Origin of the sequence: Streptomyces olivoverticillatus (assembly GCF_014203555.1) — a bacterium.
In the GTDB taxonomy this organism is placed as follows: Bacteria; Actinomycetota; Actinomycetes; order Streptomycetales; family Streptomycetaceae; genus Streptomyces; species Streptomyces olivoverticillatus.
The window spans coordinates 138,020-158,606 of the sequence record NZ_JACHJH010000005.1 but is presented as its reverse complement, the minus strand read 5'-3'; the positions used below and the strand labels follow the sequence as shown (position 1 = coordinate 158,606).

The following is a 20,587-nucleotide window of genomic DNA, read 5'->3' as shown; positions in this document are numbered from 1 at the left end:
CGGGCATACGGATACACGAGAGCCGACGCATCAGTCTACGTCAGGGCAACCGGAAAGACTAATCCAGGGTGCCTGCCCCGACACAAAGATCCTTAAGCCAGCGGATCGGGGGCCGCCGTGACCCCGTACTCGGCCAGCTTGGCGCGGCCGCCGTCGACCGCGGTGAGCACCAGCGGGCCCTGCTCCGTGAGGGCGACCGAGTGCTCCCAGTGGGAGGACCAGGTCAGGTCGTCGGTGAGGACCGTCCAGTCGTCCTCCAGGACGTGCGTCCTCGGCGTGCCGAGGCTCACCATGGGCTCGATCGCGATGCAGAAGCCCGGGACCAGCTTGGGGCCCTTGCCGCGCTTGCGGGAGACGTAGTTCAGCAGGTGCGGGTCCATGTGCATCTCGGAGCCGATGCCGTGCCCGCCGTAGTCCTCGATGATCCCGTACTTGCCGGAGGCCGGGCGGGGCTGGCGGCGGATGTAGCCCTCGATCGCCTTGGAGATGTCCACCAGGCGGTTGCCGTTCTTCACGGCGGCGATGCCGGCCCACATGGACTCCTCGGTCACCCGGGAGAGCTCGATCAGCTCCGGAGCGTGCCCGGTGCCCACGAAGGCCGTGAAGGCCGCGTCGCCGTGCCAGCCGTCCACGATCGCACCGGCGTCGATCGAGATGATGTCGCCGTCCTTGAGGACGGTCCTGGTGTCCGGGATGCCGTGGACGACGACCTCGTTCACCGAGGTGCAGATCGTCGCGGGGAAGCCGCCGTAGCCCAGGAAGTTCGACTTCGCCCCGTGCTCGGCCAGCACCTTGCGGGCCACCTCGTCCAGGTCCTTGGTGGTCGCGCCGGGCACGGCCGCCTCCCGGGTGGCCGCGTGGATGGCGGCAACGACCAGCCCCGCCTCGCGCATCTTCGCGATCTGCTCCGGGGTTTTGATCTCCACCATGGGGGTGCCTCTCTCCATTCGGCCACGCCAACTGCTCGGGACAACTGCTCGGACAAACACTACGGCCGCGACGCCCAGGGGGGCATCGCGGCCGTAGTACGACTCGCGTATCAGGCTTCCGCGCGCTCCAGCGCGGCCATGGCCCGCTGCGTGACCTCGGCGACCTTGCCGAGCGCGGAGATCGTCACCACCAGGCCCTGGGCCTTGTAGTAGTCGATGATCGGCTCGGTCTCGCTGTGGTAGACCTCCAGCCGCTTGCGGACGGTGTCCTCGCTGTCGTCCTCGCGCTGGTACAGCTCGCCGCCGCAGGTGTCGCAGACACCCTCGGCCTTCGGCTGGTTGTAGATCGCGTGGAAGACGTGGCTGCTGTCGTTGCGGCAGATCCGGCGGCCGGCGATGCGCTTGACGACCTCGTCCTCCGGGACCTCCAGGTCCAGCACGGCGTCGAGCCGCAGCCCGTCCGTCTTGAGGATCTCGTCCAGCGCCTCGGCCTGGGCCAGGTTGCGCGGGAAGCCGTCGAGGAGGAAGCCGCCTTCGGCGTCCGCCTGCTGCATCCGGTCCTTGGCCATCCCGATGGTGACCTCGTCCGGCACCAGCTGCCCGGCCCGCATGTACTCCTGGGCCTTCTGACCCAGCGGCGTGCCCTGGCTGATGTTCGCCCGGAACAGGTCGCCCGTCGAGATGTGCGGGATCGCGAGGTTCTTGGCGAGGTACGCGGCCTGCGTACCCTTGCCGGCGCCGGGCGGCCCGACGAGGACGATTCGCATCAGCGGAGGAACCCTTCGTAGTTGCGCTGCTGAAGCTGGCTCTCGATCTGCTTCACAGTCTCCAGACCGACACCCACGATGATCAGGATGCTGGTTCCCCCGAACGGGAAGTTCTGGTTTGCGTTGAGTGTGACCAGTGCCACGGTGGGCACCAGGGCGATCAGCCCCAGATAGAGAGATCCCGGCCACGTGATCCGGTTCAGCACGTAGCTCAGGTACTCCGCGGTGGGGCGACCGGCCCGGATGCCCGGAATGAAACCACCATACTTCTTCATATTGTCGGCAACTTCTTCGGGGTTGAAGGAGATGGCGACGTAGAAGAACGCGAAGAAGACGATCAGCAGGAAGTAGGTGACGATGTAGACGGGGTGGTCGCCCTTGACCAGGTTGGACTGGACCCACGTCGCCCAGCCGGCCTTGGAGCCGGTGAACTGCACGAGCAGGGCCGGGATGTAGAGCAGCGACGAGGCGAAGATGACCGGGATCACACCGGCCTGGTTCACCTTCAGCGGGATGTAGGTCGACGTACCGCCGTACGACCGGCGGCCGATCATGCGCTTCGCGTACTGCACGGGGATGCGGCGCTGGGCCTGCTCCACGAAGACCACCAGCCCGACCATGGCCAGACCGCAGAGGATCACCAGGCTGAATTCCAGCCAGCCGCCCATCAGCTTGCCCTGGAGCTTGATGCCCCACAGCGCGCTCGGGAAGCCCGCGGCGATCGAGGTGAACATCAGGATCGACATGCCGTTGCCGATGCCGCGGTCGGTGATGAGCTCACCGAGCCACATGATCAGGCAGGTGCCCGCGGTCATCGTGACGACCATGGTGATGGTGGTGAAGATCGACTGGTTCGGAACGATCTGGTTGCCGACGTGGCAGCTGCCGAAGAGCGCACCGCTGCGCGCGGTGGCCACCAGGCCGGTGCCCTGCAGCACGGCGAGGGCGACGGTCAGATAACGCGTGTACTGCGTGATTTTGGTCTGCCCGGCCTGGCCCTCCTTCTTGAGGGCTTCGAGGCGTGGAATCACCACGGTCAGCAGCTGCAGGATGATGCTCGCCGTGATGTAGGGCATGATCCCGAGCGCGAAGATCGTGATCTGCAGCAGCGCACCGCCGCTGAACATGTTCACCAGCCCGAAAAGGCCCTGGCCACTCTTGGATTCGTCCAAGCACGTCTGGACGTTCCGGTAGTCGACACCCGGCACGGGTACGTGCGCACCGAGCCGGAAGAGCACCATGATGCCCAGCGTGAACAGCAGCTTCTTGCGCAGGTCGGGCGTCTTGAACGCCCGGGCGAACGCGGTGAGCACGGTGCCTCCTGCGCCTCTCACGCAACCACGCGAGAGGTGACGGTCTTGAGGATCAACGAATACGAATCGGTCAACCCCGCACGGGCACAGGCCCCGCGGAGATTAACAGCAGTGCACGCCACCTTACCGGCGACCATGCCCCCCTTGGAACGACCAACCGGGGATGCCCCTTTTGGGACATCCCCGGTTGTCGGATCAACAAGCTCAGATGAGCTCGGTGACGGTGCCGCCGGCAGCGGCAATCTTCTCCTGGGCGGAAGAGGAGACGGCGTCGACCGTCACCTGCAGCGCCACGGAGATCTCGCCCTGGCCAAGGACCTTGACGAGCTCGTTCTTGCGAACAGCACCCTTGGCGACCAGATCGGCCACCGTGACCTCGCCACCCTGCGGGTAGAGCGCGGCCAGCTTGTCCAGGTTCACAACCTGGAACTGCTTGTGGGCGGGGTTCTTGAAGCCCTTGAGCTTCGGGAGGCGCATGTGGAGGGGCATCTGCCCACCCTCGAAGCGCTCCGGAACCTGGTAACGGGCCTTGGTGCCCTTGGTACCACGACCTGCGGTCTTACCCTTGGACGCCTCACCACGACCGACACGGGTCTTGGCGGTCTTGGCACCCGGGGCAGGACGGAGGTTGTGGACCTTCAGCGGGTTGTTCTCCGCCATGTCAGTCGACCTCCTCAACCGTCACGAGGTGGCGGACGGTCTGCACCATGCCGCGGATCTCGGGACGGTCCTCCTTGACAACCGTGTCGTTCAGGCGCTTGAGGCCGAGCGAACGCAGGGTGTCGCGGTGGTTCTGCTTGCTACCGATGTAGGACTTGACCTGCGTGACCTTGAGGCGAGCCATTACGCACCCGCCCCTGCACGCGCCCGCAGCAGTGCGGCGGGGGCGACGTCCTCCAGCGGCAGGCCACGACGGGCCGCGATCTCCTCGGGGCGCTGAAGGCCCTGAAGCGCGGTCACCGTGGCGTGCACGATGTTGATCGGGTTCGACGAACCGAGCGACTTCGACAGGATGTCGTGAACGCCGGCGCACTCGAGCACCGCACGCACCGGGCCACCGGCGATAACACCGGTACCGGGGGACGCGGGCTTGAGCAGCACGACGCCAGCCGCCTTCTCACCCTGGATGGGGTGGGGGATGGTGCCCTGGATGCGGGGGACCTTGAAGAAGTTCTTCTTGGCCTCTTCCACGCCCTTGGCGATGGCAGCCGGAACTTCCTTGGCCTTGCCGTAACCGACACCGACCGTGCCGTCACCGTCGCCCACCACGACCAGCGCGGTGAAGCTGAAGCGGCGACCACCCTTGACAACCTTGGCGACGCGGTTGATCGCGACTACGCGCTCAACGTACGCGGTCTTCTCGGCGGCAGCGCCACCGTCGCGACCCTTCCGGTCCCGCCGCTCGCCGCCACCGGCACCGCTTCCGCGGCGCTGGGGTCCAGCCATTGGATTTACCTCTCTCTGTTACGTCCGCTAGCTCCGGAACCGGGGCTTAGAACTTCAGCCCGGCTTCGCGGGCGGCGTCCGCCAGAGCGGCAATGCGCCCGGCGTACTGGTTGCCACCGCGGTCGAACACGACGGCCTCGACACCGGCGGCCTTGGCACGCTCGGCAACCAGGGCGCCGACCTGCTTGGCCTGCGCGGACTTGTCGCCCTCGCCACCGCGGATCGACGCGTCCAGGTGGGACGCCGACGCCAGGGTGTGACCCTTGAGGTCGTCGATGACCTGAGCGGTGATGCCACGGTTGGAGCGCGTCACAACGAGACGCGGGCGCTCGGCCGTACCCGACAGGTTCTTGCGGATGCGGATGTGGCGGCGCGCCTTGGCAGCGCGCTTGTACGCGTCGCCCTTGGCGATCTTCACACCGTATGCCATGGCTTACTTACCAGCCTTTCCGACCTTGCGGCGGATGACCTCACCCGCATACTTCACGCCCTTGGCCTTGTAAGGGTCGGGCTTGCGAAGCTTGCGGATGTTCGCGGCGACCTCGCCGACCTTCTGCTTGTCGATGCCCTCGACGCTGAGCTTGGTCGGGGACTCCACCTTGAAGGTGATGCCCTCGGGGGCCTCGATCAGGATCGGGTGGCTGTAGCCCAGGGCGAACTCCAGGTTGGAGCCCTTCGCCTGGACGCGGTAACCGACACCGCTGATCTCAAGAGCCTTGCTGTAGCCCTGGGTCACGCCGGTGATCATGTTCGCCACCAGCGTGCGGGACAGGCCGTGCAGGGCCTTGTTCTGACGCTCGTCGTTCGGACGCGTGACGACAAGAGAGCCGTCCTCGCCCTTAGCGATCTCGATGGGCGCGGCCACGGCGTGCGTGAGCGAGCCCTTCGGGCCCTTCACGTGCACCGTGCGGCCATCGATGGTGACGTCCACACCAGCGGGAACCGGGATGGGCAGCCGTCCAATACGCGACATTGGCTATTCCTCCTGTTCCCTGGTTACCAGACGTAGGCGAGGACTTCCCCACCCACGCCCTTCTTGCTGGCCTGCTTGTCGGTGAGGAGCCCGTGCGACGTGGAGATGATCGCCACGCCCAGGCCGCCGAGCACCTTCGGCAGGTTGGTGGACTTTGCGTAGACCCGCAGGCCCGGCTTCGAAATGCGCTTGATGCCGGCGATCGAGCGCTCGCGGTTCGGGCCGAACTTCAGCTCGAGGGTCAGGGACTTGCCGACCTCGGCGTCCTCGACCTTCCAGCCGGTGATGTAGCCCTCCTGCTGGAGGATCTCCGCGATGTGCGACTTGATCTTGCTGTGCGGCATCGACACGGAGTCGTGGTATGCCGAGTTCGCGTTCCGCAGACGGGTCAGCATGTCTGCGATCGGATCGGTCATGGTCATGTTTGGCCTTCGGCCTCTCTCGCCGTGGTTTCCTATCTGCGCCATCCCTCTCCCCGAACTGTGTCGGAGCGGGTGCGGCGCGGGGACCTACGGCGTAGTAAGACGGTCATGGGCGGCGGGGCCCAACCCTTCAACTCTACGCGAGCTGCGGGTCGGGTCCCCGCCATCCAGGATGCTTACCGAGAGCCCTGGTCAACCCAAGTGGGTTGTTACCAGGAGCTCTTGGTCACGCCCGGCAGCTCGCCACGGTGAGCCATCTCACGAAGGCACACGCGGCAGAGGCCGAACTTGCGGTACACGGAGTGCGGGCGGCCGCAGCGGTTGCAGCGGGTGTACGCACGAACCGCGAACTTGGGCTTGCGCGCGGCCTTCGCGATCAGAGACTTCTTCGCCATCTCGGTCACGCCTCCTTGAAGGGGAAGCCGAGGTGACGAAGGAGGGCACGGCCCTCGTCGTCGTTGGTCGCCGTGGTCACCACGGTGATGTCCATACCCCGGACGCGGTCGATCTTGTCCTGGTCGATCTCGTGGAACATGACCTGCTCCGTGAGACCGAAGGTGTAGTTGCCCCGACCGTCGAACTGCTTCGGGGACAGACCACGGAAGTCGCGGATGCGCGGCAGCGCGAGCGACAGGGTGCGGTCCAGGAACTCCCACATGCGGTCACCACGGAGGGTGACGTGGGCGCCGATCGGCTGGCCCTCACGCAGCTTGAACTGCGCGATGGACTTGCGAGCCTTGGTGACGGCGGGCTTCTGGCCCGTGATCGTGGTGAGGTCGCGGATGGCGCCATCGATCAGCTTGGAGTCGCGGGCGGCGTCGCCCACACCCATGTTGACCACGATCTTGGTCAGGCCGGGAACCTGCATGATGTTCTCGTGGGAGAACTCCTCACGCAGCTTGCCGACGATCTCTTCGCGGTAGCGCTGCTTGAGGCGCGGCGCGTTGGTGGTGGCAGTCATCAGATGTCCTCACCGGTCCGCTTGGCAACGCGGATCTTGTTGCCCTCGTCGTCGAAGCGGTAGCCGACGCGGGTGACGACCTTCTTGCCGTCCTTCTCCACGATGAGCTGAACGTTGCTCACGTGGATGGGGGCCTCGGTCGTGACGATGCCGCCGGTCTTGGAACCGCGGGCGGTCTGGCCGGCCTTGGTGTGCTTCTTGACCCGGTTGACACCCTCGACGAGGACACGGTTGTCGGCGGGGAAGGCCTGGACGACCTTGCCCTGCTTGCCCTTGTCCTTACCGGTGATGACCTGGACCAGGTCGCCCTTCTTGATCTTCATCGGTTACAGCACCTCCGGCGCGAGCGAGACGATCTTCATGAACTTCTTCTCGCGCAGCTCTCGGCCCACGGGGCCGAAGATACGGGTGCCGCGGGGGTCACCGTCGTTCTTGAGAACGACAGCGGCGTTCTCGTCGAAACGGATGTACGAGCCGTCGGGACGGCGGCGCTCCTTGACGGTGCGAACGATGACCGCCTTGACGACGTCACCCTTCTTCACGTTGCCACCGGGGATCGCGTCCTTGACGGTGGCGACGATGACGTCACCGATGCCCGCGTAGCGGCGACCCGAGCCACCGAGAACACGGATGCAAAGGATCTCCTTGGCACCAGTGTTGTCGGCGACGCGAAGTCGCGACTCCTGCTGGATCACGTCTATCTCCTGATCGTCTGCCGGTTCCCGGCGGGGGCCCCAAAACTTGAGGCCCCACGCCGAGCCTGGCGGAACTTATCTGAGGGAAAACCCCTCAGAAATTACTTGGCCTTCTCGAGGATCTCGACGATGCGCCAGCGCTTGCTCGCCGACAGCGGACGCGTCTCCATGATGAGGACGCGGTCGCCGACGCCGGCAGCGTTCTGCTCGTCGTGCGCCTTGAGCTTGTTCGTACGGCGGATGACCTTGCCGTACAGCGCGTGCTTGACGCGGTCCTCGACGGCGACGACGACGGTCTTGTCCATCTTGTCGCTGACGACGAGACCCTCACGGGTCTTGCGGAAACCGCGCTCGTTCGTCTCAGTCACATTCTTCTCGCTCATCAGGCGCTCTCCACCGTCTCGATGCCCAGCTCACGCTCGCGCATCAGGGTGTAGATCCGGGCGATGTCCTTACGGACGGACTTGAGCCGACCGTGGTTCTCGAGCTGTCCGGTCGCCGCCTGGAAGCGGAGGTTGAACAGCTCTTCCTTGGCCTCACGGAGCTTCGCGACGAGGTCCTCGTCGTTGAGCTCGCGCAGCTCGGTCGCCTTGATACCAGCGGCCATCACGACTCACCTGCCTCGCGCCGAACAATGCGGCACTTCATCGGAAGCTTGTGGGCGGCGCGGGTGAGCGCCTCCTTAGCAACCTTTTCGTTCGGGAAGGACAGCTCGAACATCACCCGACCGGGCTTGACGTTCGCGATCCACCACTCCGGAGAACCCTTACCGGAACCCATGCGGGTTTCGGCCGGCTTCTTCGTCAGCGGACGGTCCGGGTAGATGTTGATCCACACCTTGCCGCCACGCTTGATGTGACGGGTCATGGCGATACGAGCGGACTCGATCTGCCGGTTCGTCACGTAGGCCGGGGTCAGGGCCTGAATGCCGTACTCACCGAAGGCGAGCTCAGTGCCACCCTTGGCCATGCCGTTCCGCTTGGGGTGGTGCTGCTTGCGGTGCTTGACCCTGCGAGGGATCAGCATGTCGGTCAGGCCTCCGTTCCGGTGGACTCAGCCGGAGCAGCGGTGGCCTCGGCCTTGGGGGCCTCGGCAGCCTGCTGCGGCTTGCGGCCGCGGCCGCCACGCTCGCCACCACGGCCACCACGGGCCGGGCGGTCGCCGGCGCCGCGCGACGGGCGGTTGCCCGCACGAGCGGCAGCGTTCTCGGCGCGGACCTCGGCGATGTTCTTGACGTCGCCCTTGTAGATCCAGACCTTCACGCCGATGCGGCCGAAGGTGGTCTTGGCCTCGAAGAAGCCGTAGTCGACGTTCGCGCGGAGCGTGTGCAGGGGCACACGGCCCTCGCGGTAGAACTCCGAGCGGGACATCTCGGCGCCGCCGAGACGGCCACCGCACTGGATCTTGATGCCCTTGGCGCCGGCCTTCATCGTCGACTGCATGCTCTTACGCATGGCGCGACGGAAGGAGACGCGGGAGGACAGCTGCTCGGCGACGGCCTGGGCCACCAGCTGAGCGTCGACCTCGGGGTTCTTGACCTCGAGGATGTTCAGCTGAACCTGCTTGCCGGTCAGCTTCTCCAGCTCGCCGCGGATGCGGTCGGCCTCGGCGCCGCGGCGGCCGATGACGATGCCCGGACGAGCGGTGTGGATGTCAACGCGGACGCGGTCGCGGGTGCGCTCGATCTCAACCTTCGAGATACCGGCACGCTCCATGCCCTTCGTCATCATGCGACGAATGGCAACGTCTTCCTTGACGTAGTCCTTGTACAGCTTGTCGGCGTACCAACGGGACTTGAAGTCCGTGGTGATGCCGAGCCGGAACCCGTGCGGGTTAACCTTCTGGCCCATTACCGGGTTCCTTCCTTGCTGCTGACGACCACGGTGATGTGGCTGGTCCGCTTGCGGATCCGGTAGGCACGGCCCTGAGCACGCGGACGGAACCGCTTCAGGGTCGGGCCCTCGTCCACGAACGCCTCGCTGATGAACAGCGACGAAGCGTCCGTGTGGTCGTAGTTGTGCGCGGCGTTGGCAATGGCGCTGTCCAGCACCTTGCCCACCGGCACGCTCGCGGCCTGCGGGGCGAAACGCAGGACCGCCTGAGCCTCCGTGGCATCCATGCCACGGATGAGGTCCACCACGCGGCGGGCCTTCATGGGCGTGACGCGGATGTACCGCGCCTGGGCCCTGGCTTCCATGGTTGTCCCTTCGGTGTCAGTCATAGTCGTTCACACCCCGCCTAGCGGCGCTTCGACTTGCGGTCGTCCTTGACGTGGCCGCGGAAGGTGCGGGTCGGCGAGAACTCGCCGAGCTTGTGGCCGACCATCGACTCGGTGACGAACACCGGGACGTGCGTCTTGCCGTTGTGCACCGCGAGCGTGTGGCCGAGCATGGCCGGCACGATCATGGAGCGACGGGACCAGGTCTTGATGACGTTCTTGGTACCGGCTTCGTTCTGAGCGTCCACCTTCTTGATGAGGTGTCCGTCGACGAAGGGTCCCTTCTTGAGACTACGCGGCATCTAAACCCGCTCCTAGCGCTTCTTGTTCGTCTTGCGGCGGCGGACGATGTACTTGTTGCTCGCCTTCTTGGGAGAACGAGTACGACCCTCCTTCTGACCCCACGGCGAGACCGGGTGGCGACCACCGGAGGTCTTGCCCTCACCACCACCGTGCGGGTGGTCAACCGGGTTCATGGCGACACCGCGGACGGTCGGGCGAACGCCCTTCCAGCGCATACGGCCGGCCTTGCCCCAGTTGATGTTCGACTGCTCGGCGTTGCCGACCTCGCCGACAGTGGCGCGGCAGCGGACGTCGACCAGGCGGACCTCACCGGACGGCATGCGCAGGTGGGCGTAAGCGCCCTCCTTCGCCAGCAGCTGCACGGAGGAACCGGCAGAGCGGGCGAACTTGGCGCCACCGCCGGGACGGAGCTCGATCGCGTGGATCGTGGTACCGACCGGGATGTTGCGCAGCGGGAGGTTGTTGCCCGGCTTGATGTCGGCCGTGGGGCCGTTCTCGACCAGGTCACCCTGGCCCAGCTTCGCCGGGGCGATGATGTAGCGCTTCTCGCCGTCTGCGTAGTGCAGGAGCGCGATGCGCGCGGTGCGGTTCGGGTCGTACTCGATGTGAGCGACCTTCGCCGGAACGCCGTCCTTGTCGTGACGACGGAAGTCGATCACGCGGTAGGCGCGCTTGTGGCCGCCACCCTGGTGGCGAACGGTCACGCGACCGGTGTTGTTACGGCCGCCCTTGCTGTGCAGGGGGCGGACCAGCGACTTCTCCGGCGTGGACCGCGTGATCTCGACGAAGTCGGCGACGCTGGAGCCACGACGGCCCGGGGTCGTCGGCTTGTACTTGCGGATACCCATTTCTCAGTCCTCGTCCGATTCCGGACGACTCGGACTCCTTGTTAGGAGACCGGGCCGCCGAAGATGTCGATACGGTCGCCCTCGGCGAGGGTCACGATGGCGCGCTTGGTGTTGGCGCGCTTGCCGAAACCGGTCTTGGTGCGCTTGCGCTTACCCTGACGGTTGATCGTGTTGACCCCGGTGACCTTGACCGAGAAGACCGCCTCGACGGCCTGCTTGATCTGGGTCTTGTTGGCGCGCGGGTCGACGATGAACGTGTACTTGTTCTCGTCCAGCAGCGCGTAGCTCTTCTCCGAGACAACCGGCTTGACCAGCAGGTCGCGCGGGTCCGAGAAGGTCTTGCTGGTGACGACGGCCTCAGTCATCAGGCCTCGCTCCCTTCGGTCTCAACGGCCTTGGGGCCAGACACGAAGGACTCGAGAGCGGCCTGGGTGAAGACCACGTCGTCGGAGACGAGCACGTCGTACGTGTTCAGCTGGCCCGGCTCCAGGATGTGAACCTGGGGCAGGTTGCGGGCGGACAGCCACGCGGCCTCGTCGGCCCGGTCGACGACCAGGAGCAGGTTCTTGCGCTCCGAGATCTTGCCGAACAGGGTCTTGGCGGCCTTGGTGGACACCGCGCCGTCGACCACGCCGGAGACGACGTGGATACGGCTGTGGCGCGCCCGGTCGGTGAGGGCACCGCGCAGGGCGGCGGCCTTCATCTTCTTCGGGGTGCGCTGCGAGTAGTCACGCGGCACGGGACCGTGCACGACGCCACCACCGGCGAACTGCGGCGCGCGGGTCGAACCCTGACGGGCGCGACCGGTGCCCTTCTGGCGGTAAGGCTTGCGGCCACCGCCGCGGACCTCGCCACGGGTCTTGGTCTTGTGCGTGCCCTGACGGGCAGCGGCCAGCTGCGCGACGACGACCTGGTGGATCAGCGGGATGCTGACCTTCGCGTCGAAGATCTCCGCGGGGAGCTCGACGGTCCCGGCCTTGTCGCCTGCCGGCGAAAGGATGTCAATGGTGCTCATCGGTTACCTCAGGCCCCCTTGGCCGCGGTACGGACCAGGACGAGGCCGCCGTTCGGACCAGGAACCGCGCCCTTGATCAGGAGCAGGCCCTTCTCCGCGTCAACGGCGTGGACGGTCAGGTTCTGGGTGGTGACCCGCTCGTTGCCCATGCGGCCCGCCATGCGGAGGCCCTTGAACACACGGCCCGGGGTGGCGCAGCCACCGATGGAACCGGGCGAGCGGTGCTTGCGCTGGGTGCCGTGACCGGCGCCGAGGCCCTTGAAGTTGTGACGCTTCATGACACCGGCGAAGCCCTTGCCCTTGCTCTTGCCCGTGACGTCAACCTTGACGCCGGACTCGAACACAGCAGCGGTGATCTCCTGGCCGAGCGTGTACTCGCTGGCGTCAGCGGTACGCAGCTCCACCAGGTGGCGGCGCGGGGTGACGTCGGCCTTGGAGAAGTGGCCCTTGAGGGGCTTGTTCACCTTGCGCGGGTCGATCTCGCCGAAGGCGATCTGGACCGACTCGTAGCCGTCGATGTCGTTGGTGCGGACCTGGGTCACGACGCAGGGCCCGGCCTTGACGACGGTCACCGGGACAACCCGGTTGTTCTCGTCCCAGACCTGGGTCATGCCGAGCTTCTCGCCCAGGACGCCCTTAATGTTCTTAGCCATCTCGCGCGTCACCTCAGAGCTTGATCTCGATGTCGACGCCCGCCGGCAGGTCGAGGCGCATGAGCGAGTCAACCGTCTTCGGGGTGGGGTCGAGGATGTCGATGAGGCGCTTGTGCGTGCGCATCTCGAAGTGCTCGCGCGAGTCCTTGTACTTGTGCGGCGACTTGATGACGCAGTACACGTTCTTCTCAGTGGGCAGCGGCACCGGGCCCGCGACCGACGCACCAGTGCGCGTCACCGTCTCGACGATCTTCTTCGCCGAAGAGTCGATGACCTCGTGGTCGTAGGCCTTGAGCCGGATGCGGATCTTCTGTCCCGCCATGGCTACTTCGTAGTCCTGTCTCTCGTAACGCTCTGGAACTCGGCAAGCTGCGCCGGGAAGCGCTGCTTCTCTCCACTCCACCTCCGACCCACGCGGTCGGGCGTGTCGCGCCCCTTCCAGCAGATTTCCCTAAGGAAATTCCCTGATGAAGGGGTTTGTGGGGGAGAAACACCCACCGAGTGCCTGGCTGGGGCCCCGCTGACACTTCCCGGAAGATTCCCGTACTTCCACCTCTGATAAGAGGTGACGAGTACTGCGGGACTCGCTTCCAGTCCTCCCGGCGGGAGGCGCACAGCATCGGCACTCAACCGAGCAACCTGAACAGTGTGCCATACGGTCCCGAAGGGGCGCCAATCGCAGCTGAAGACCGTACCCCGAGCGGCCCACTTGTCAAACCACCCCGCCGACATACGGGACACTATGGTCCCCGGGAGCCTGTGATATCACGGCCACCGCACCCCATGGGCCCCACAGGCTTTTGTCAGGGCTTGGGCAACCCGCACACCGTCCGCGCCGTCCCCTCACACGCTGGGGCAGCCAGACGGTGCTCGCAGCACTTCGGGACGGAGTCGCTTTGTTGAACATCTCACAGCGCAGGGGCATGTCTCGCCGGAGCGTACTCGCCGGCATCGCCGCCGTCACCGCGGCCGGTGCGGCGGGATGCAGCGGCGGCGGCGGCGAAGGCGGGCAGTCGGGCTCCCCCGCGCCCGTGCGCGCGGTCGACCCCCACGCCACGCAGTCGTTCAGCAACGCCAAGGAACCCCTGCTCCTCCAGGTCATGGCGCACCCCGACGACGACCTGTACTTCATGAACCCCGACGCCGGCCGCCTGGTGGCCTCCGGCGTCCCCGTCGTCTCCGTCTACGTGACGGCGGGCGAGGCCGTCGGGCAGAACTGGATCGAGGGCATGCCCAAGACCAAGCCCGACAAGGCCGGCTACTCCTCCGCCCGCCACCAGGGGCTGCGCCAGGCCTACGCGGAGATGATCGGCAAGGACCGCTTCACCCCCTGGCAGAAGTCCGTCATGCAGCTGCCCGGCGGCGTGCGGGCCGAGACCAACGAGCTCTCCGACGGCAAGCACCGGATCCGGCTGATCTTCCTGAACATCGCCATGCTCTCCGCGGGCAACACCCGGCTGCCGATGCTCTGGGACCGCCCGTACGCCGTGATGCAGAGCCTGGTCGCCACCGGCTCGCCGTGCACCACCGTCAGCACGTACCACCACAGCACGCTGGTGGACGTGCTGGCCGCGATCATGCAGCAGTTCAAGCCGACCGTGGTGCACACCATGGACCCCGACCCGGACTACCAGGTCCACGACGCCACCCACCCCAAGGACAACGACTACGGGGCGTGCTCGGACCACCGCGACCACACCCCGACCGCGCTGTTCACCTGGAAGGCCCTCTCCCAGTGGGTGGCCGACACCACCCGGCGCGACGGGCACCCCCCACGCTTCACGACGCTGGCCTTCCGCGGCTACTACAACCAGCGCTGGCCGCACAACCTCCCGCCGCAGATCGTCGAGGAGAAGCACCGCCTGGTCGAGGCCTACGGCGGCGACCCCTCCTGGAGCTGCGCCAACCCCGCGGGCTGCGGCGACTACGGCCAGGGCGGCGACCGCCCCATCAAGAACCGCAAGGGCTGGATCCGCTCCACCCACTACCGCTACCCCGGCGCCATGCCCGTCCCCGACAGCGACAAGGCCGGCCGCCTGGAGGCCTTCGGCGTGCTCGGCATGCAGGCCGTGCGCTGGCAGGAGACCTCCCCCGGCAGCGGACGCTGGGGCGAGCCCCGCAACCTCGGCGGCGGGCCCCTGGCGCCCGCCGTGGCCGCCGTCAAGGACTCCGAGGGCCGGCGCCTGGTCTTCGCCCTGCGCTTCTCCGGCCTGGAGGGCCAGGGCCGCTCCAACAGCCGCGAGATCGTCGTCCTGGAGGAGCACACCCCCGGCGGCTCATTCAATGCCTGGAAGGGCCTCGGCAACCCCGAGCACAAGGCCGAGCGCGGCCGCCGCGTGGGCCTGCCCGCCGCCGTGGCCACCTCCGACGGCCGGGTGCACCTCTTCGTCCGCAACGCCGGCAAGGGCCTCTCCAGCCGCGTCCGCGAGGCGAACGGCAAGTGGGGCAAGTGGCAGAGCCTGCACGGCCAGGAGATCCAGGAGGGCCTGACCGTCGCCCTGGACAAGCAGGGCCGGGTGCACGTCTTCGGCGTCGGCCGCGACACCGTCCACCACTGGAGCCAGGACGACACCGGCAAGCCGGTGCACGAGATGCCGCTCAAGGGCCTGCCCGGCCCCGGCGGCGACCCCGTGGCCGCCGCTCTGGGATCCGACGACGCGCTCACGGTCGTCTACCGCACCCCGGAGGCGGTGGCGCCCTCCGCCTACCGCCTCACCGGCGGCGAGAACACCTCGCAGGCGAACGGCGCGGGCCTGCCGGGCTTCGCCGGATACGGACCGCTGGCCGCCTGCACCGTGCCCCGCCGCGGCGGCAAGGACGCCCTGATGCTGCTCGGCCGGGCCATGAACGGCGAGATACAACTGGCCGACACCGACTCCGGCGACAGCCCGGTGCACGCCCCCTCCCAGTACGTCCCCGTGGGCACCACCGCGCTGACCACCGACGCGGCGCACCGCCTGACCGCCGTGGGCCTCGCCCCCGACGCCACCCCCTGGATCTGGCGGCCCGCTCCCGGCTCCGGCGGCTGATCACCGCCGGGCGGCGCCGGGATACCGTAGGGCCCGTAGGAAGCACCTCCGCCCGCACCACGCGAGTTACGGGATTCCATGCCGCCGATATCGCCCGAAGCACCCGGCAGACGGCTCCTGGCCGTCAGCGACCTGCACACCGGCATGGCCGACAACGTGCCCATCGCCGATTCGCTGCGCCCGGTCACGGACGACGACTGGCTGATCGTCGCCGGTGACGTCGCCGAGCGCTTCGAGGACGTCGAGCGCACCCTGGCCCTGCTCGCCGGCCGCTTCGCCAAGGTGATCTGGACGCCGGGCAACCACGAGCTGTGGACGCCGAACACCGACCCCGTGCAGCTGCGCGGCGTGGCCCGCTACGAGCGTCTGGTGGAGCTGTGCCGGGGGCTGGGCGTCGCCACGCCCGAGGACCCCTGGGCCGTCTGGGAGGGCGAGGGCGGCCCGGTGGCGGTGGCGCCGCTGTTCACGCTGTACGACTACAGCTTCCGCACCCCCACCGCGGCCACCAAGGCCGAGTCGCTGGCTCAGGCCCGCGAGGCGGGGATCGTCTGCACCGACGAGTACATGCTGGACCCGGAGCCGTACGAGGCGGTCGACGACTGGTGCCGCGCCCGGGTGACGGCCACCGAAGCCCGGCTGCGCGCGCACGACGCGGACCTGCCGCTGGTGCTCGTCGACCACTACCCGCTGGTGCGCGAGCCCACGGACGTCATGACCTACCCGCAGTTCGCGCAGTGGTGCGGGACCGTCCTCACCCGCGACTGGCACCGCCGGTTCAACGTGGCGGCGGTGGTCTACGGGCACCTGCACATCCCCCGCACGACCTGGCACGACGGGGTGCGGTTCGAGGAGGTCTCCATCGGCTACCCGCGCGAATGGCGGCGCAGGGGCCACCCGCGGGGGCTGCTGCGGCAGATCCTGCCGTTCCGCGCCTGAGGCCGGGGCACCCCCGGCGGCAAGCATGCGAAAGGGCCCGCACATCCGAGGATGTGCGGGCCCTTTCAGACCTTCAAGTAAGAGACTTACTTGTTGATCTTGGTGACCTGGCCGGCGCCGACGGTGCGGCCGCCCTCACGGATGGTGAAGCGCAGGCCCTCCTCCATCGCGACGGGCTGGATCAGGGAGACGGACATCTCGGCGTTGTCGCCGGGCATGACCATCTCCGTGCCCTCCTTGAGGGTCACAACACCGGTCACGTCAGTCGTACGGAAGTAGAACTGCGGACGGTAGTTGTTGAAGAACGGGGTGTGGCGGCCGCCCTCGTCCTTGGAGAGGATGTACGCCGTGGCCTCGAACTCGGTGTGCGGGGTGACCGAACCCGGCTTGATGATGCACTGGCCGCGCTCGACGTCCTCGCGCTTGATGCCACGGAGGAGCAGACCGACGTTCTCACCGGCCTGGCCCTCGTCGAGCAGCTTGCGGAACATCTCGATACCGGTGACCGTGGTGGTGGTCTTCTCGGTCTTGATGCCGATGATGTCGACGGTCTCGTTGACCTTCAGGACACCACGCTCGATACGACCGGTGACGACGGTGCCACGACCGGTGATCGTGAAGACGTCCTCGATCGGCATCAGGAAGGGCTTGTCGACGTCGCGCTCCGGCTGCGGGATCGACTCGTCGACGGCCTTCATGAGGTTCATGACGGACTTGCCCCACTCGGCGTCGCCCTCGAGCGCCTTCAGCGCCGAGACCTGAACGACCGGAGCGTTGTCGCCGTCGAACTCGTACTCGTTGAGGAGCTCACGGACCTCGAGCTCGACGAGCTCCAGGATCTCCTCGTCGTCCACCATGTCGGCCTTGTTCAGGGCGACGACGATGTACGGAACGCCGGACTGGCGGGCCAGGAGCACGTGCTCCTTGGTCTGCGGCATCGGACCGTCGGTCGCGGCGACCACGAGGATCGCGCCGTCCATCTGGGCGGCACCGGTGATCATGTTCTTGATGTAGTCCGCGTGACCGGGGCAGTCGACGTGGGCGTAGTGACGCGACTCGGTCTGGTACTCGACGTGAGCGATCGAGATCGTGATACCGCGCTGGCGCTCTTCGGGCGCCTTGTCGATCTCGTCGAACGGCGTGAAGGGGTTCAGGTCCGGGTACGCGTCGTGCAGCACCTTGGTGATCGCCGCGGTAAGAGTGGTCTTACCGTGGTCGACGTGACCGATGGTGCCGATGTTGACGTGCGGCTTAGTCCGCTCGAACTTCGCCTTCGCCACTGGGGTCCTCCTGGGAGTGGTTCTGTACGCCTTACTTCGATCGGCGCCAGGGATCTTTGCTGGGGTGCCGTCCACCGGGGCACACCGCCACGTTTGCGGTGGTATGCCCCGACAGTCGGTGTCAAGCCTAAAGCGTGAGCCTCGTCATCGGAGACGAGAGCCCCTTACTCGCCCTTGGCCTTCGCGATGATCTCCTCGGCGACGTTCCGCGGAACCTCGGCGTAGGAGTCGAACTGCATCGAGTAGCTTGCGCGACCCGAGGTCTTGCTGCGGAGGTCTCCGACGTAGCCGAACATCTCCGACAGCGGAACCAGGCCCTTGACGAGCTTGGCGCCGTGACGGTCCTCCATGGCCTGGATCTGGCCACGGCGGGAGTTGATGTCACCGATCACATCGCCCATGTAGTCCTCGGGGGTGGTGACCTCGACGGACATCATCGGCTCGAGCAGAGCCGGGGACGCCTTGCGAGCACCCTCCTTGAACGCCATGGAACCGGCGATCTTGAAGGCGAGTTCGGAGGAGTCGACGTCGTGGTAGGCGCCGTCGAGCAGCGTCACCTTCACGCCGGTCAGCGGGTAGCCGGCCAGCACGCCGAACTCCATGGCCTCCTGGCAACCCGCGTCCACGGACGGGATGTACTCCCGCGGGATACGGCCACCGGTGACCTTGTTCTCGAACTCGTAGCCATCGCCCTCGAGAGGCTCGATGGCCATCTGCACCTTGGCGAACTGGCCGGAACCACCAGTCTGCTTCTTGTGCGTGTAGTCGATACGCTCGACGGCCTTGCGGATCGTCTCGCGGTACGCGACCTGCGGCTTGCCGACGTTGGCCTCGACCTTGAACTCACGGCGCATCCGGTCGACCAGCACGTCGAGGTGCAGCTCGCCCATACCCGCGATGATGGTCTGGCCCGTCTCCTCGTCCGTGTGGACCTGGAAGGACGGGTCCTCCTCGGCGAGGCGCTGGATGGCGACACCCAGCTTCTCCTGGTCGCCCTTGGACTTGGGCTCAATGGCGACCTGGATGACCGGGGCCGGGAAGTCCATCGACTCGAGGATCACCGGGTTGCCCGCGTCGCAGAGGGTCTCACCGGTGGTGGTCTGCTTGAGACCCATGACGGCGACGATGTCGCCGGCACCCACCGAGTCGATCTCCTCACGCTTGTTCGCGTGCATCCGGTAGATCTTGCCGATGCGCTCCTTCTTGCCCTTCACGGAGTTCTGCACCTGGGTGCCGGCCTCCATGCGGCCCGAGTAAACCCGGACGAAGGTGAGCTTGCCGAGGTGCGGGTCGCTCATGATCTTGAAGGCAAGACCCGCGAACGGCTCGTCGTCGGACGGCTTGCGCTTGACGACCTCGTCGGCGTTGCTGACCGAGTGGCCCTCAACGGCCTCGATGTCCAGCGGCGACGGCAGGTAGCGCACGACCGCGTCGAGCAGGGGCTGAACGCCCTTGTTCTTGAACGCGGTGCCACAGAACACCGGGGTGACGGTGACGGAGTCGGCGCCGCCCTTGGAGGCCAGCGTGATGCGGCGGATGGCCGCCATCAGCTGCTCCTCGGTGGGCTCCTGGCCCTCGAGGAAGAGCTCCATCATGGCGTCGTCGTGCTCGGCAACGCCCTCGAGGAGCTTGCCGCGCCATTCCTCGGCAGCCTCGGTGTGCGTGGCCGGGATGTCGACGACGTCGTACATCTCGCCCTTGGCAGCCTCGGCGGACCAGACCAGAGCCTTCATCTGGACGAGGTCGACCACGCCCTTGAAGTCGGCCTCGGCACCGATCGGCAGCTGCATGACCAGGGGAACCGCGCCCAGGCGGTCGACGATCATGTCGACACAGCGGTGGAACTCGGCACCCGTACGGTCCAGCTTGTTGACGAAGCAGATACGCGGCACGCCGTAGCGGTCCGCCTGACGCCAAACGGTCTCGGACTGGGGCTCAACACCGGCAACGCCGTCGAACACCGTCACGGCACCGTCGAGCACGCGCAGCGAACGCTCCACCTCGACGGTGAAGTCGACGTGGCCCGGGGTGTCGATGATGTTGATGGTGTGGTCGACGTTGTTCAGCGGCCAGTGGCAGGTCGTCGCGGCAGACGTGATCGTGATGCCGCGCTCCTGCTCCTGCTCCATCCAGTCCATCGTGGCAGCGCCGTCGTGGACTTCACCGATCTTGTACGAAACACCGGTGTAGAACAGGATCCGCTCGGTGGTGGTCGTCTTGCCCGCGTCGATGTGGGCCATGATCCCGATGTTGCGGACCTTGGCCAGGTCAAGCGAAGTGGTGGCCATATGGCTCAGTCTTCTCTCGGTTCTCGATGGGGGTAGCGACTACCAGCGGTAGTGCGCGAAGGCCTTGTTGGACTCGGCCATCTTGTGCGTGTCCTCACGCTTCTTGACCGAGGCGCCGAGACCGTTCGAGGCGTCCAGCAGCTCGTTCATGAGGCGCTCGGTCATGGTCTTCTCGCGACGGGCGCGGGAGTAACCGACCAGCCAGCGCAGCGCCAGGGTGGAGGCGCGGCCCGGACGGACCTCGACCGGCACCTGGTAGGTGGCGCCACCGACACGGCGGGACTTGACCTCAAGAGCGGGCTTGACGTTCTCGAGGGCGCGCTTGAGCGTGATGACCGGGTCGTTGCCGGTCTTCTCGCGCAGGCCCTCCATGGCGCCGTACACGATGCGCTCGGCGGTGGAGCGCTTGCCGTGCAGCAGGATCTTGTTGATCAGCGAGGTGACAAGAGGAGAACCGTAGACCGGGTCGATGATGACCGGGCGCTTCGGGGCGGGGCCCTTACGAGGCATT

At 66.8% G+C, this 20,587-nt stretch carries 29 protein-coding genes; 2 read left to right on the top strand and 27 right to left on the bottom strand.

Features of this window, described 5'->3' with window-relative positions:
• Nucleotides 1–92: 92 nt before the first annotated feature.
• The 24 genes from map to rpsJ all read right to left on the bottom strand — a co-directional run bounded on the left by map (nucleotide 93) and on the right by rpsJ (nucleotide 12,865).
• On the bottom strand, nucleotides 93–929 hold the full coding sequence (map, locus tag FHS39_RS17915; protein ID WP_184350350.1) for a type I methionyl aminopeptidase: 837 nt from the start codon (nucleotides 927–929) through the stop codon (nucleotides 93–95).
• A gap of 110 nt (nucleotides 930–1,039) precedes the next feature.
• Nucleotides 1,040–1,696: an adenylate kinase gene (locus FHS39_RS17910; RefSeq protein WP_184350349.1), complete on the bottom strand. Its 657-nt coding sequence runs from the start codon at nucleotides 1,694–1,696 to the stop codon at nucleotides 1,040–1,042.
• On the bottom strand, nucleotides 1,696–3,009 hold the full coding sequence (secY, locus tag FHS39_RS17905) for a preprotein translocase subunit SecY (protein WP_184350348.1): 1,314 nt from the start codon (nucleotides 3,007–3,009) through the stop codon (nucleotides 1,696–1,698). Before secY ends, FHS39_RS17910 begins: the two co-directional genes overlap by 1 nt.
• A gap of 204 nt (nucleotides 3,010–3,213) precedes the next feature.
• The gene (gene rplO, locus FHS39_RS17900) at nucleotides 3,214–3,669 is read right to left on the bottom strand and encodes a 50S ribosomal protein L15 (protein ID WP_071964536.1); all 456 of its coding nucleotides are present in this window, start codon (nucleotides 3,667–3,669) and stop codon (nucleotides 3,214–3,216) included.
• Nucleotide 3,670: 1 nt separating this feature from the next.
• Nucleotides 3,671–3,853 (bottom strand): 50S ribosomal protein L30, encoded by a 183-nt coding sequence (gene rpmD / locus FHS39_RS17895; protein WP_184350347.1) that lies wholly within the window; start codon nucleotides 3,851–3,853, stop codon nucleotides 3,671–3,673.
• The gene (rpsE, locus tag FHS39_RS17890) at nucleotides 3,853–4,455 is read right to left on the bottom strand and encodes a 30S ribosomal protein S5 (RefSeq protein WP_116212431.1); all 603 of its coding nucleotides are present in this window, start codon (nucleotides 4,453–4,455) and stop codon (nucleotides 3,853–3,855) included. The genes rpmD and rpsE overlap by 1 nt, the downstream gene beginning before the upstream one ends.
• 46 nt (nucleotides 4,456–4,501) lie before the next feature.
• A complete protein-coding gene (rplR, locus tag FHS39_RS17885) occupies nucleotides 4,502–4,885 on the bottom strand; it encodes a 50S ribosomal protein L18 (protein WP_184350346.1) in 384 nt (127 codons plus the stop codon).
• Nucleotides 4,886–4,888: 3 nt separating this feature from the next.
• On the bottom strand, nucleotides 4,889–5,428 hold the full coding sequence (rplF, locus tag FHS39_RS17880) for a 50S ribosomal protein L6 (protein ID WP_184350345.1): 540 nt from the start codon (nucleotides 5,426–5,428) through the stop codon (nucleotides 4,889–4,891).
• Between the two features lie 23 nt (nucleotides 5,429–5,451).
• On the bottom strand, nucleotides 5,452–5,850 hold the full coding sequence (gene rpsH, locus FHS39_RS17875; protein WP_184350344.1) for a 30S ribosomal protein S8: 399 nt from the start codon (nucleotides 5,848–5,850) through the stop codon (nucleotides 5,452–5,454).
• Between the two features lie 209 nt (nucleotides 5,851–6,059).
• Nucleotides 6,060–6,245: a type Z 30S ribosomal protein S14 gene (locus FHS39_RS17870; protein ID WP_071964550.1), complete on the bottom strand. Its 186-nt coding sequence runs from the start codon at nucleotides 6,243–6,245 to the stop codon at nucleotides 6,060–6,062.
• A 5-nt stretch (nucleotides 6,246–6,250) separates the two neighbouring features.
• The gene (gene rplE, locus FHS39_RS17865) at nucleotides 6,251–6,811 is read right to left on the bottom strand and encodes a 50S ribosomal protein L5 (protein ID WP_184350343.1); all 561 of its coding nucleotides are present in this window, start codon (nucleotides 6,809–6,811) and stop codon (nucleotides 6,251–6,253) included.
• Nucleotides 6,811–7,134 (bottom strand): 50S ribosomal protein L24, encoded by a 324-nt coding sequence (gene rplX / locus FHS39_RS17860; protein WP_184350342.1) that lies wholly within the window; start codon nucleotides 7,132–7,134, stop codon nucleotides 6,811–6,813. The genes rplE and rplX overlap by 1 nt, the downstream gene beginning before the upstream one ends.
• A 3-nt stretch (nucleotides 7,135–7,137) precedes the next feature.
• Nucleotides 7,138–7,506, bottom strand: a complete 369-nt coding sequence (gene rplN, locus FHS39_RS17855) for a 50S ribosomal protein L14 (protein WP_099199421.1) — start codon at nucleotides 7,504–7,506, stop codon at nucleotides 7,138–7,140.
• Nucleotides 7,507–7,607: 101 nt separating this feature from the next.
• Nucleotides 7,608–7,889 (bottom strand): 30S ribosomal protein S17, encoded by a 282-nt coding sequence (rpsQ, locus tag FHS39_RS17850; RefSeq protein WP_030026328.1) that lies wholly within the window; start codon nucleotides 7,887–7,889, stop codon nucleotides 7,608–7,610.
• Nucleotides 7,889–8,113, bottom strand: a complete 225-nt coding sequence (rpmC, locus tag FHS39_RS17845; RefSeq protein ID WP_030368408.1) for a 50S ribosomal protein L29 — start codon at nucleotides 8,111–8,113, stop codon at nucleotides 7,889–7,891. Before rpmC ends, rpsQ begins: the two co-directional genes overlap by 1 nt.
• Entirely contained in the window at nucleotides 8,113–8,532 is a 420-nt protein-coding gene (gene rplP / locus FHS39_RS17840) for a 50S ribosomal protein L16 (protein ID WP_030368409.1), read from the bottom strand. The genes rpmC and rplP overlap by 1 nt, the downstream gene beginning before the upstream one ends.
• Before the next feature lie 5 nt (nucleotides 8,533–8,537).
• Complete coding sequence (gene rpsC, locus FHS39_RS17835) at nucleotides 8,538–9,356, bottom strand: 30S ribosomal protein S3 (protein WP_071964543.1); 819 nt, start codon at nucleotides 9,354–9,356, stop codon at nucleotides 8,538–8,540.
• Nucleotides 9,356–9,703 (bottom strand): 50S ribosomal protein L22, encoded by a 348-nt coding sequence (gene rplV / locus FHS39_RS17830; RefSeq protein ID WP_030359020.1) that lies wholly within the window; start codon nucleotides 9,701–9,703, stop codon nucleotides 9,356–9,358. Before rplV ends, rpsC begins: the two co-directional genes overlap by 1 nt.
• Nucleotides 9,704–9,744: 41 nt before the next feature.
• Complete coding sequence (gene rpsS, locus FHS39_RS17825) at nucleotides 9,745–10,026, bottom strand: 30S ribosomal protein S19 (RefSeq protein ID WP_004950443.1); 282 nt, start codon at nucleotides 10,024–10,026, stop codon at nucleotides 9,745–9,747.
• 12 nt (nucleotides 10,027–10,038) lie between these two features.
• The gene (rplB, locus tag FHS39_RS17820) at nucleotides 10,039–10,875 is read right to left on the bottom strand and encodes a 50S ribosomal protein L2 (protein WP_184350341.1); all 837 of its coding nucleotides are present in this window, start codon (nucleotides 10,873–10,875) and stop codon (nucleotides 10,039–10,041) included.
• 41 nt (nucleotides 10,876–10,916) lie between these two features.
• Complete coding sequence (gene rplW / locus FHS39_RS17815) at nucleotides 10,917–11,240, bottom strand: 50S ribosomal protein L23 (RefSeq protein WP_058046827.1); 324 nt, start codon at nucleotides 11,238–11,240, stop codon at nucleotides 10,917–10,919.
• The gene (gene rplD, locus FHS39_RS17810; RefSeq protein ID WP_184350340.1) at nucleotides 11,240–11,890 is read right to left on the bottom strand and encodes a 50S ribosomal protein L4; all 651 of its coding nucleotides are present in this window, start codon (nucleotides 11,888–11,890) and stop codon (nucleotides 11,240–11,242) included. The genes rplW and rplD overlap by 1 nt, the downstream gene beginning before the upstream one ends.
• 8 nt (nucleotides 11,891–11,898) lie before the next feature.
• Nucleotides 11,899–12,543, bottom strand: coding sequence for a 50S ribosomal protein L3 (rplC, locus tag FHS39_RS17805; protein ID WP_184350339.1), 645 nt, complete (start codon nucleotides 12,541–12,543; stop codon nucleotides 11,899–11,901).
• Between the two features lie 13 nt (nucleotides 12,544–12,556).
• Complete coding sequence (gene rpsJ / locus FHS39_RS17800; protein ID WP_003948644.1) at nucleotides 12,557–12,865, bottom strand: 30S ribosomal protein S10; 309 nt, start codon at nucleotides 12,863–12,865, stop codon at nucleotides 12,557–12,559.
• A gap of 601 nt (nucleotides 12,866–13,466) precedes the next feature.
• Between rpsJ and FHS39_RS17795 the strand changes: the two genes are divergently transcribed.
• On the top strand, nucleotides 13,467–15,572 hold the full coding sequence (locus tag FHS39_RS17795; protein ID WP_184350338.1) for a PIG-L family deacetylase: 2,106 nt from the start codon (nucleotides 13,467–13,469) through the stop codon (nucleotides 15,570–15,572).
• A gap of 78 nt (nucleotides 15,573–15,650) precedes the next feature.
• Nucleotides 15,651–16,508, top strand: coding sequence for a metallophosphoesterase family protein (locus tag FHS39_RS17790; RefSeq protein ID WP_184350337.1), 858 nt, complete (start codon nucleotides 15,651–15,653; stop codon nucleotides 16,506–16,508).
• 86 nt (nucleotides 16,509–16,594) lie between these two features.
• Here the strand turns inward: FHS39_RS17790 and tuf are convergent, their stop codons facing one another.
• The 3 genes from tuf to rpsG all read right to left on the bottom strand — a co-directional run bounded on the left by tuf (nucleotide 16,595) and on the right by rpsG (nucleotide 20,586).
• Nucleotides 16,595–17,788 carry an elongation factor Tu gene (gene tuf / locus FHS39_RS17785; RefSeq protein WP_184350336.1) on the bottom strand — a complete coding sequence of 398 codons (1,194 nt, stop codon included), beginning with the start codon at nucleotides 17,786–17,788 and terminating at the stop codon, nucleotides 16,595–16,597.
• 164 nt (nucleotides 17,789–17,952) lie between these two features.
• On the bottom strand, nucleotides 17,953–20,076 hold the full coding sequence (fusA, locus tag FHS39_RS17780) for an elongation factor G (RefSeq protein WP_184350335.1): 2,124 nt from the start codon (nucleotides 20,074–20,076) through the stop codon (nucleotides 17,953–17,955).
• A gap of 39 nt (nucleotides 20,077–20,115) precedes the next feature.
• The gene (gene rpsG, locus FHS39_RS17775; protein ID WP_004950419.1) at nucleotides 20,116–20,586 is read right to left on the bottom strand and encodes a 30S ribosomal protein S7; all 471 of its coding nucleotides are present in this window, start codon (nucleotides 20,584–20,586) and stop codon (nucleotides 20,116–20,118) included.
• Nucleotide 20,587 lies beyond the last annotated feature (1 nt).

Coding starts and splice junctions, on each gene's coding strand:
- map (WP_184350350.1), bottom strand. CDS start 929: ATGGTGGAGATCAAAACCCCGGAGCAGATCGCGAAGATGCGCGAGGCG.
- FHS39_RS17910 (WP_184350349.1), bottom strand. CDS start 1,696: ATGCGAATCGTCCTCGTCGGGCCGCCCGGCGCCGGCAAGGGTACGCAG.
- rplO (WP_071964536.1), bottom strand. CDS start 3,669: ATGGCGGAGAACAACCCGCTGAAGGTCCACAACCTCCGTCCTGCCCCG.
- rpmD (WP_184350347.1), bottom strand. CDS start 3,853: ATGGCTCGCCTCAAGGTCACGCAGGTCAAGTCCTACATCGGTAGCAAG.
- rpsE (WP_116212431.1), bottom strand. CDS start 4,455: ATGGCTGGACCCCAGCGCCGCGGAAGCGGTGCCGGTGGCGGCGAGCGG.
- rplR (WP_184350346.1), bottom strand. CDS start 4,885: ATGGCATACGGTGTGAAGATCGCCAAGGGCGACGCGTACAAGCGCGCT.
- rplF (WP_184350345.1), bottom strand. CDS start 5,428: ATGTCGCGTATTGGACGGCTGCCCATCCCGGTTCCCGCTGGTGTGGAC.
- rpsH (WP_184350344.1), bottom strand. CDS start 5,850: ATGACCATGACCGATCCGATCGCAGACATGCTGACCCGTCTGCGGAAC.
- FHS39_RS17870 (WP_071964550.1), bottom strand. CDS start 6,245: ATGGCGAAGAAGTCTCTGATCGCGAAGGCCGCGCGCAAGCCCAAGTTC.
- rplE (WP_184350343.1), bottom strand. CDS start 6,811: ATGACTGCCACCACCAACGCGCCGCGCCTCAAGCAGCGCTACCGCGAA.
- rplX (WP_184350342.1), bottom strand. CDS start 7,134: ATGAAGATCAAGAAGGGCGACCTGGTCCAGGTCATCACCGGTAAGGAC.
- rpsQ (WP_030026328.1), bottom strand. CDS start 7,889: ATGAGCGAGAAGAATGTGACTGAGACGAACGAGCGCGGTTTCCGCAAG.
- rpmC (WP_030368408.1), bottom strand. CDS start 8,113: ATGGCCGCTGGTATCAAGGCGACCGAGCTGCGCGAGCTCAACGACGAG.
- rplP (WP_030368409.1), bottom strand. CDS start 8,532: ATGCTGATCCCTCGCAGGGTCAAGCACCGCAAGCAGCACCACCCCAAG.
- rpsC (WP_071964543.1), bottom strand. CDS start 9,356: ATGGGCCAGAAGGTTAACCCGCACGGGTTCCGGCTCGGCATCACCACG.
- rplV (WP_030359020.1), bottom strand. CDS start 9,703: ATGGAAGCCAGGGCCCAGGCGCGGTACATCCGCGTCACGCCCATGAAG.
- rpsS (WP_004950443.1), bottom strand. CDS start 10,026: ATGCCGCGTAGTCTCAAGAAGGGACCCTTCGTCGACGGACACCTCATC.
- rplB (WP_184350341.1), bottom strand. CDS start 10,875: ATGGGTATCCGCAAGTACAAGCCGACGACCCCGGGCCGTCGTGGCTCC.
- rplW (WP_058046827.1), bottom strand. CDS start 11,240: ATGACTGAGGCCGTCGTCACCAGCAAGACCTTCTCGGACCCGCGCGAC.
- rplD (WP_184350340.1), bottom strand. CDS start 11,890: ATGAGCACCATTGACATCCTTTCGCCGGCAGGCGACAAGGCCGGGACC.
- rplC (WP_184350339.1), bottom strand. CDS start 12,543: ATGGCTAAGAACATTAAGGGCGTCCTGGGCGAGAAGCTCGGCATGACC.
- rpsJ (WP_003948644.1), bottom strand. CDS start 12,865: ATGGCGGGACAGAAGATCCGCATCCGGCTCAAGGCCTACGACCACGAG.
- FHS39_RS17795 (WP_184350338.1), top strand. CDS start 13,467: ATGTCTCGCCGGAGCGTACTCGCCGGCATCGCCGCCGTCACCGCGGCC.
- FHS39_RS17790 (WP_184350337.1), top strand. CDS start 15,651: ATGCCGCCGATATCGCCCGAAGCACCCGGCAGACGGCTCCTGGCCGTC.
- fusA (WP_184350335.1), bottom strand. CDS start 20,076: ATGGCCACCACTTCGCTTGACCTGGCCAAGGTCCGCAACATCGGGATC.
- rpsG (WP_004950419.1), bottom strand. CDS start 20,586: ATGCCTCGTAAGGGCCCCGCCCCGAAGCGCCCGGTCATCATCGACCCG.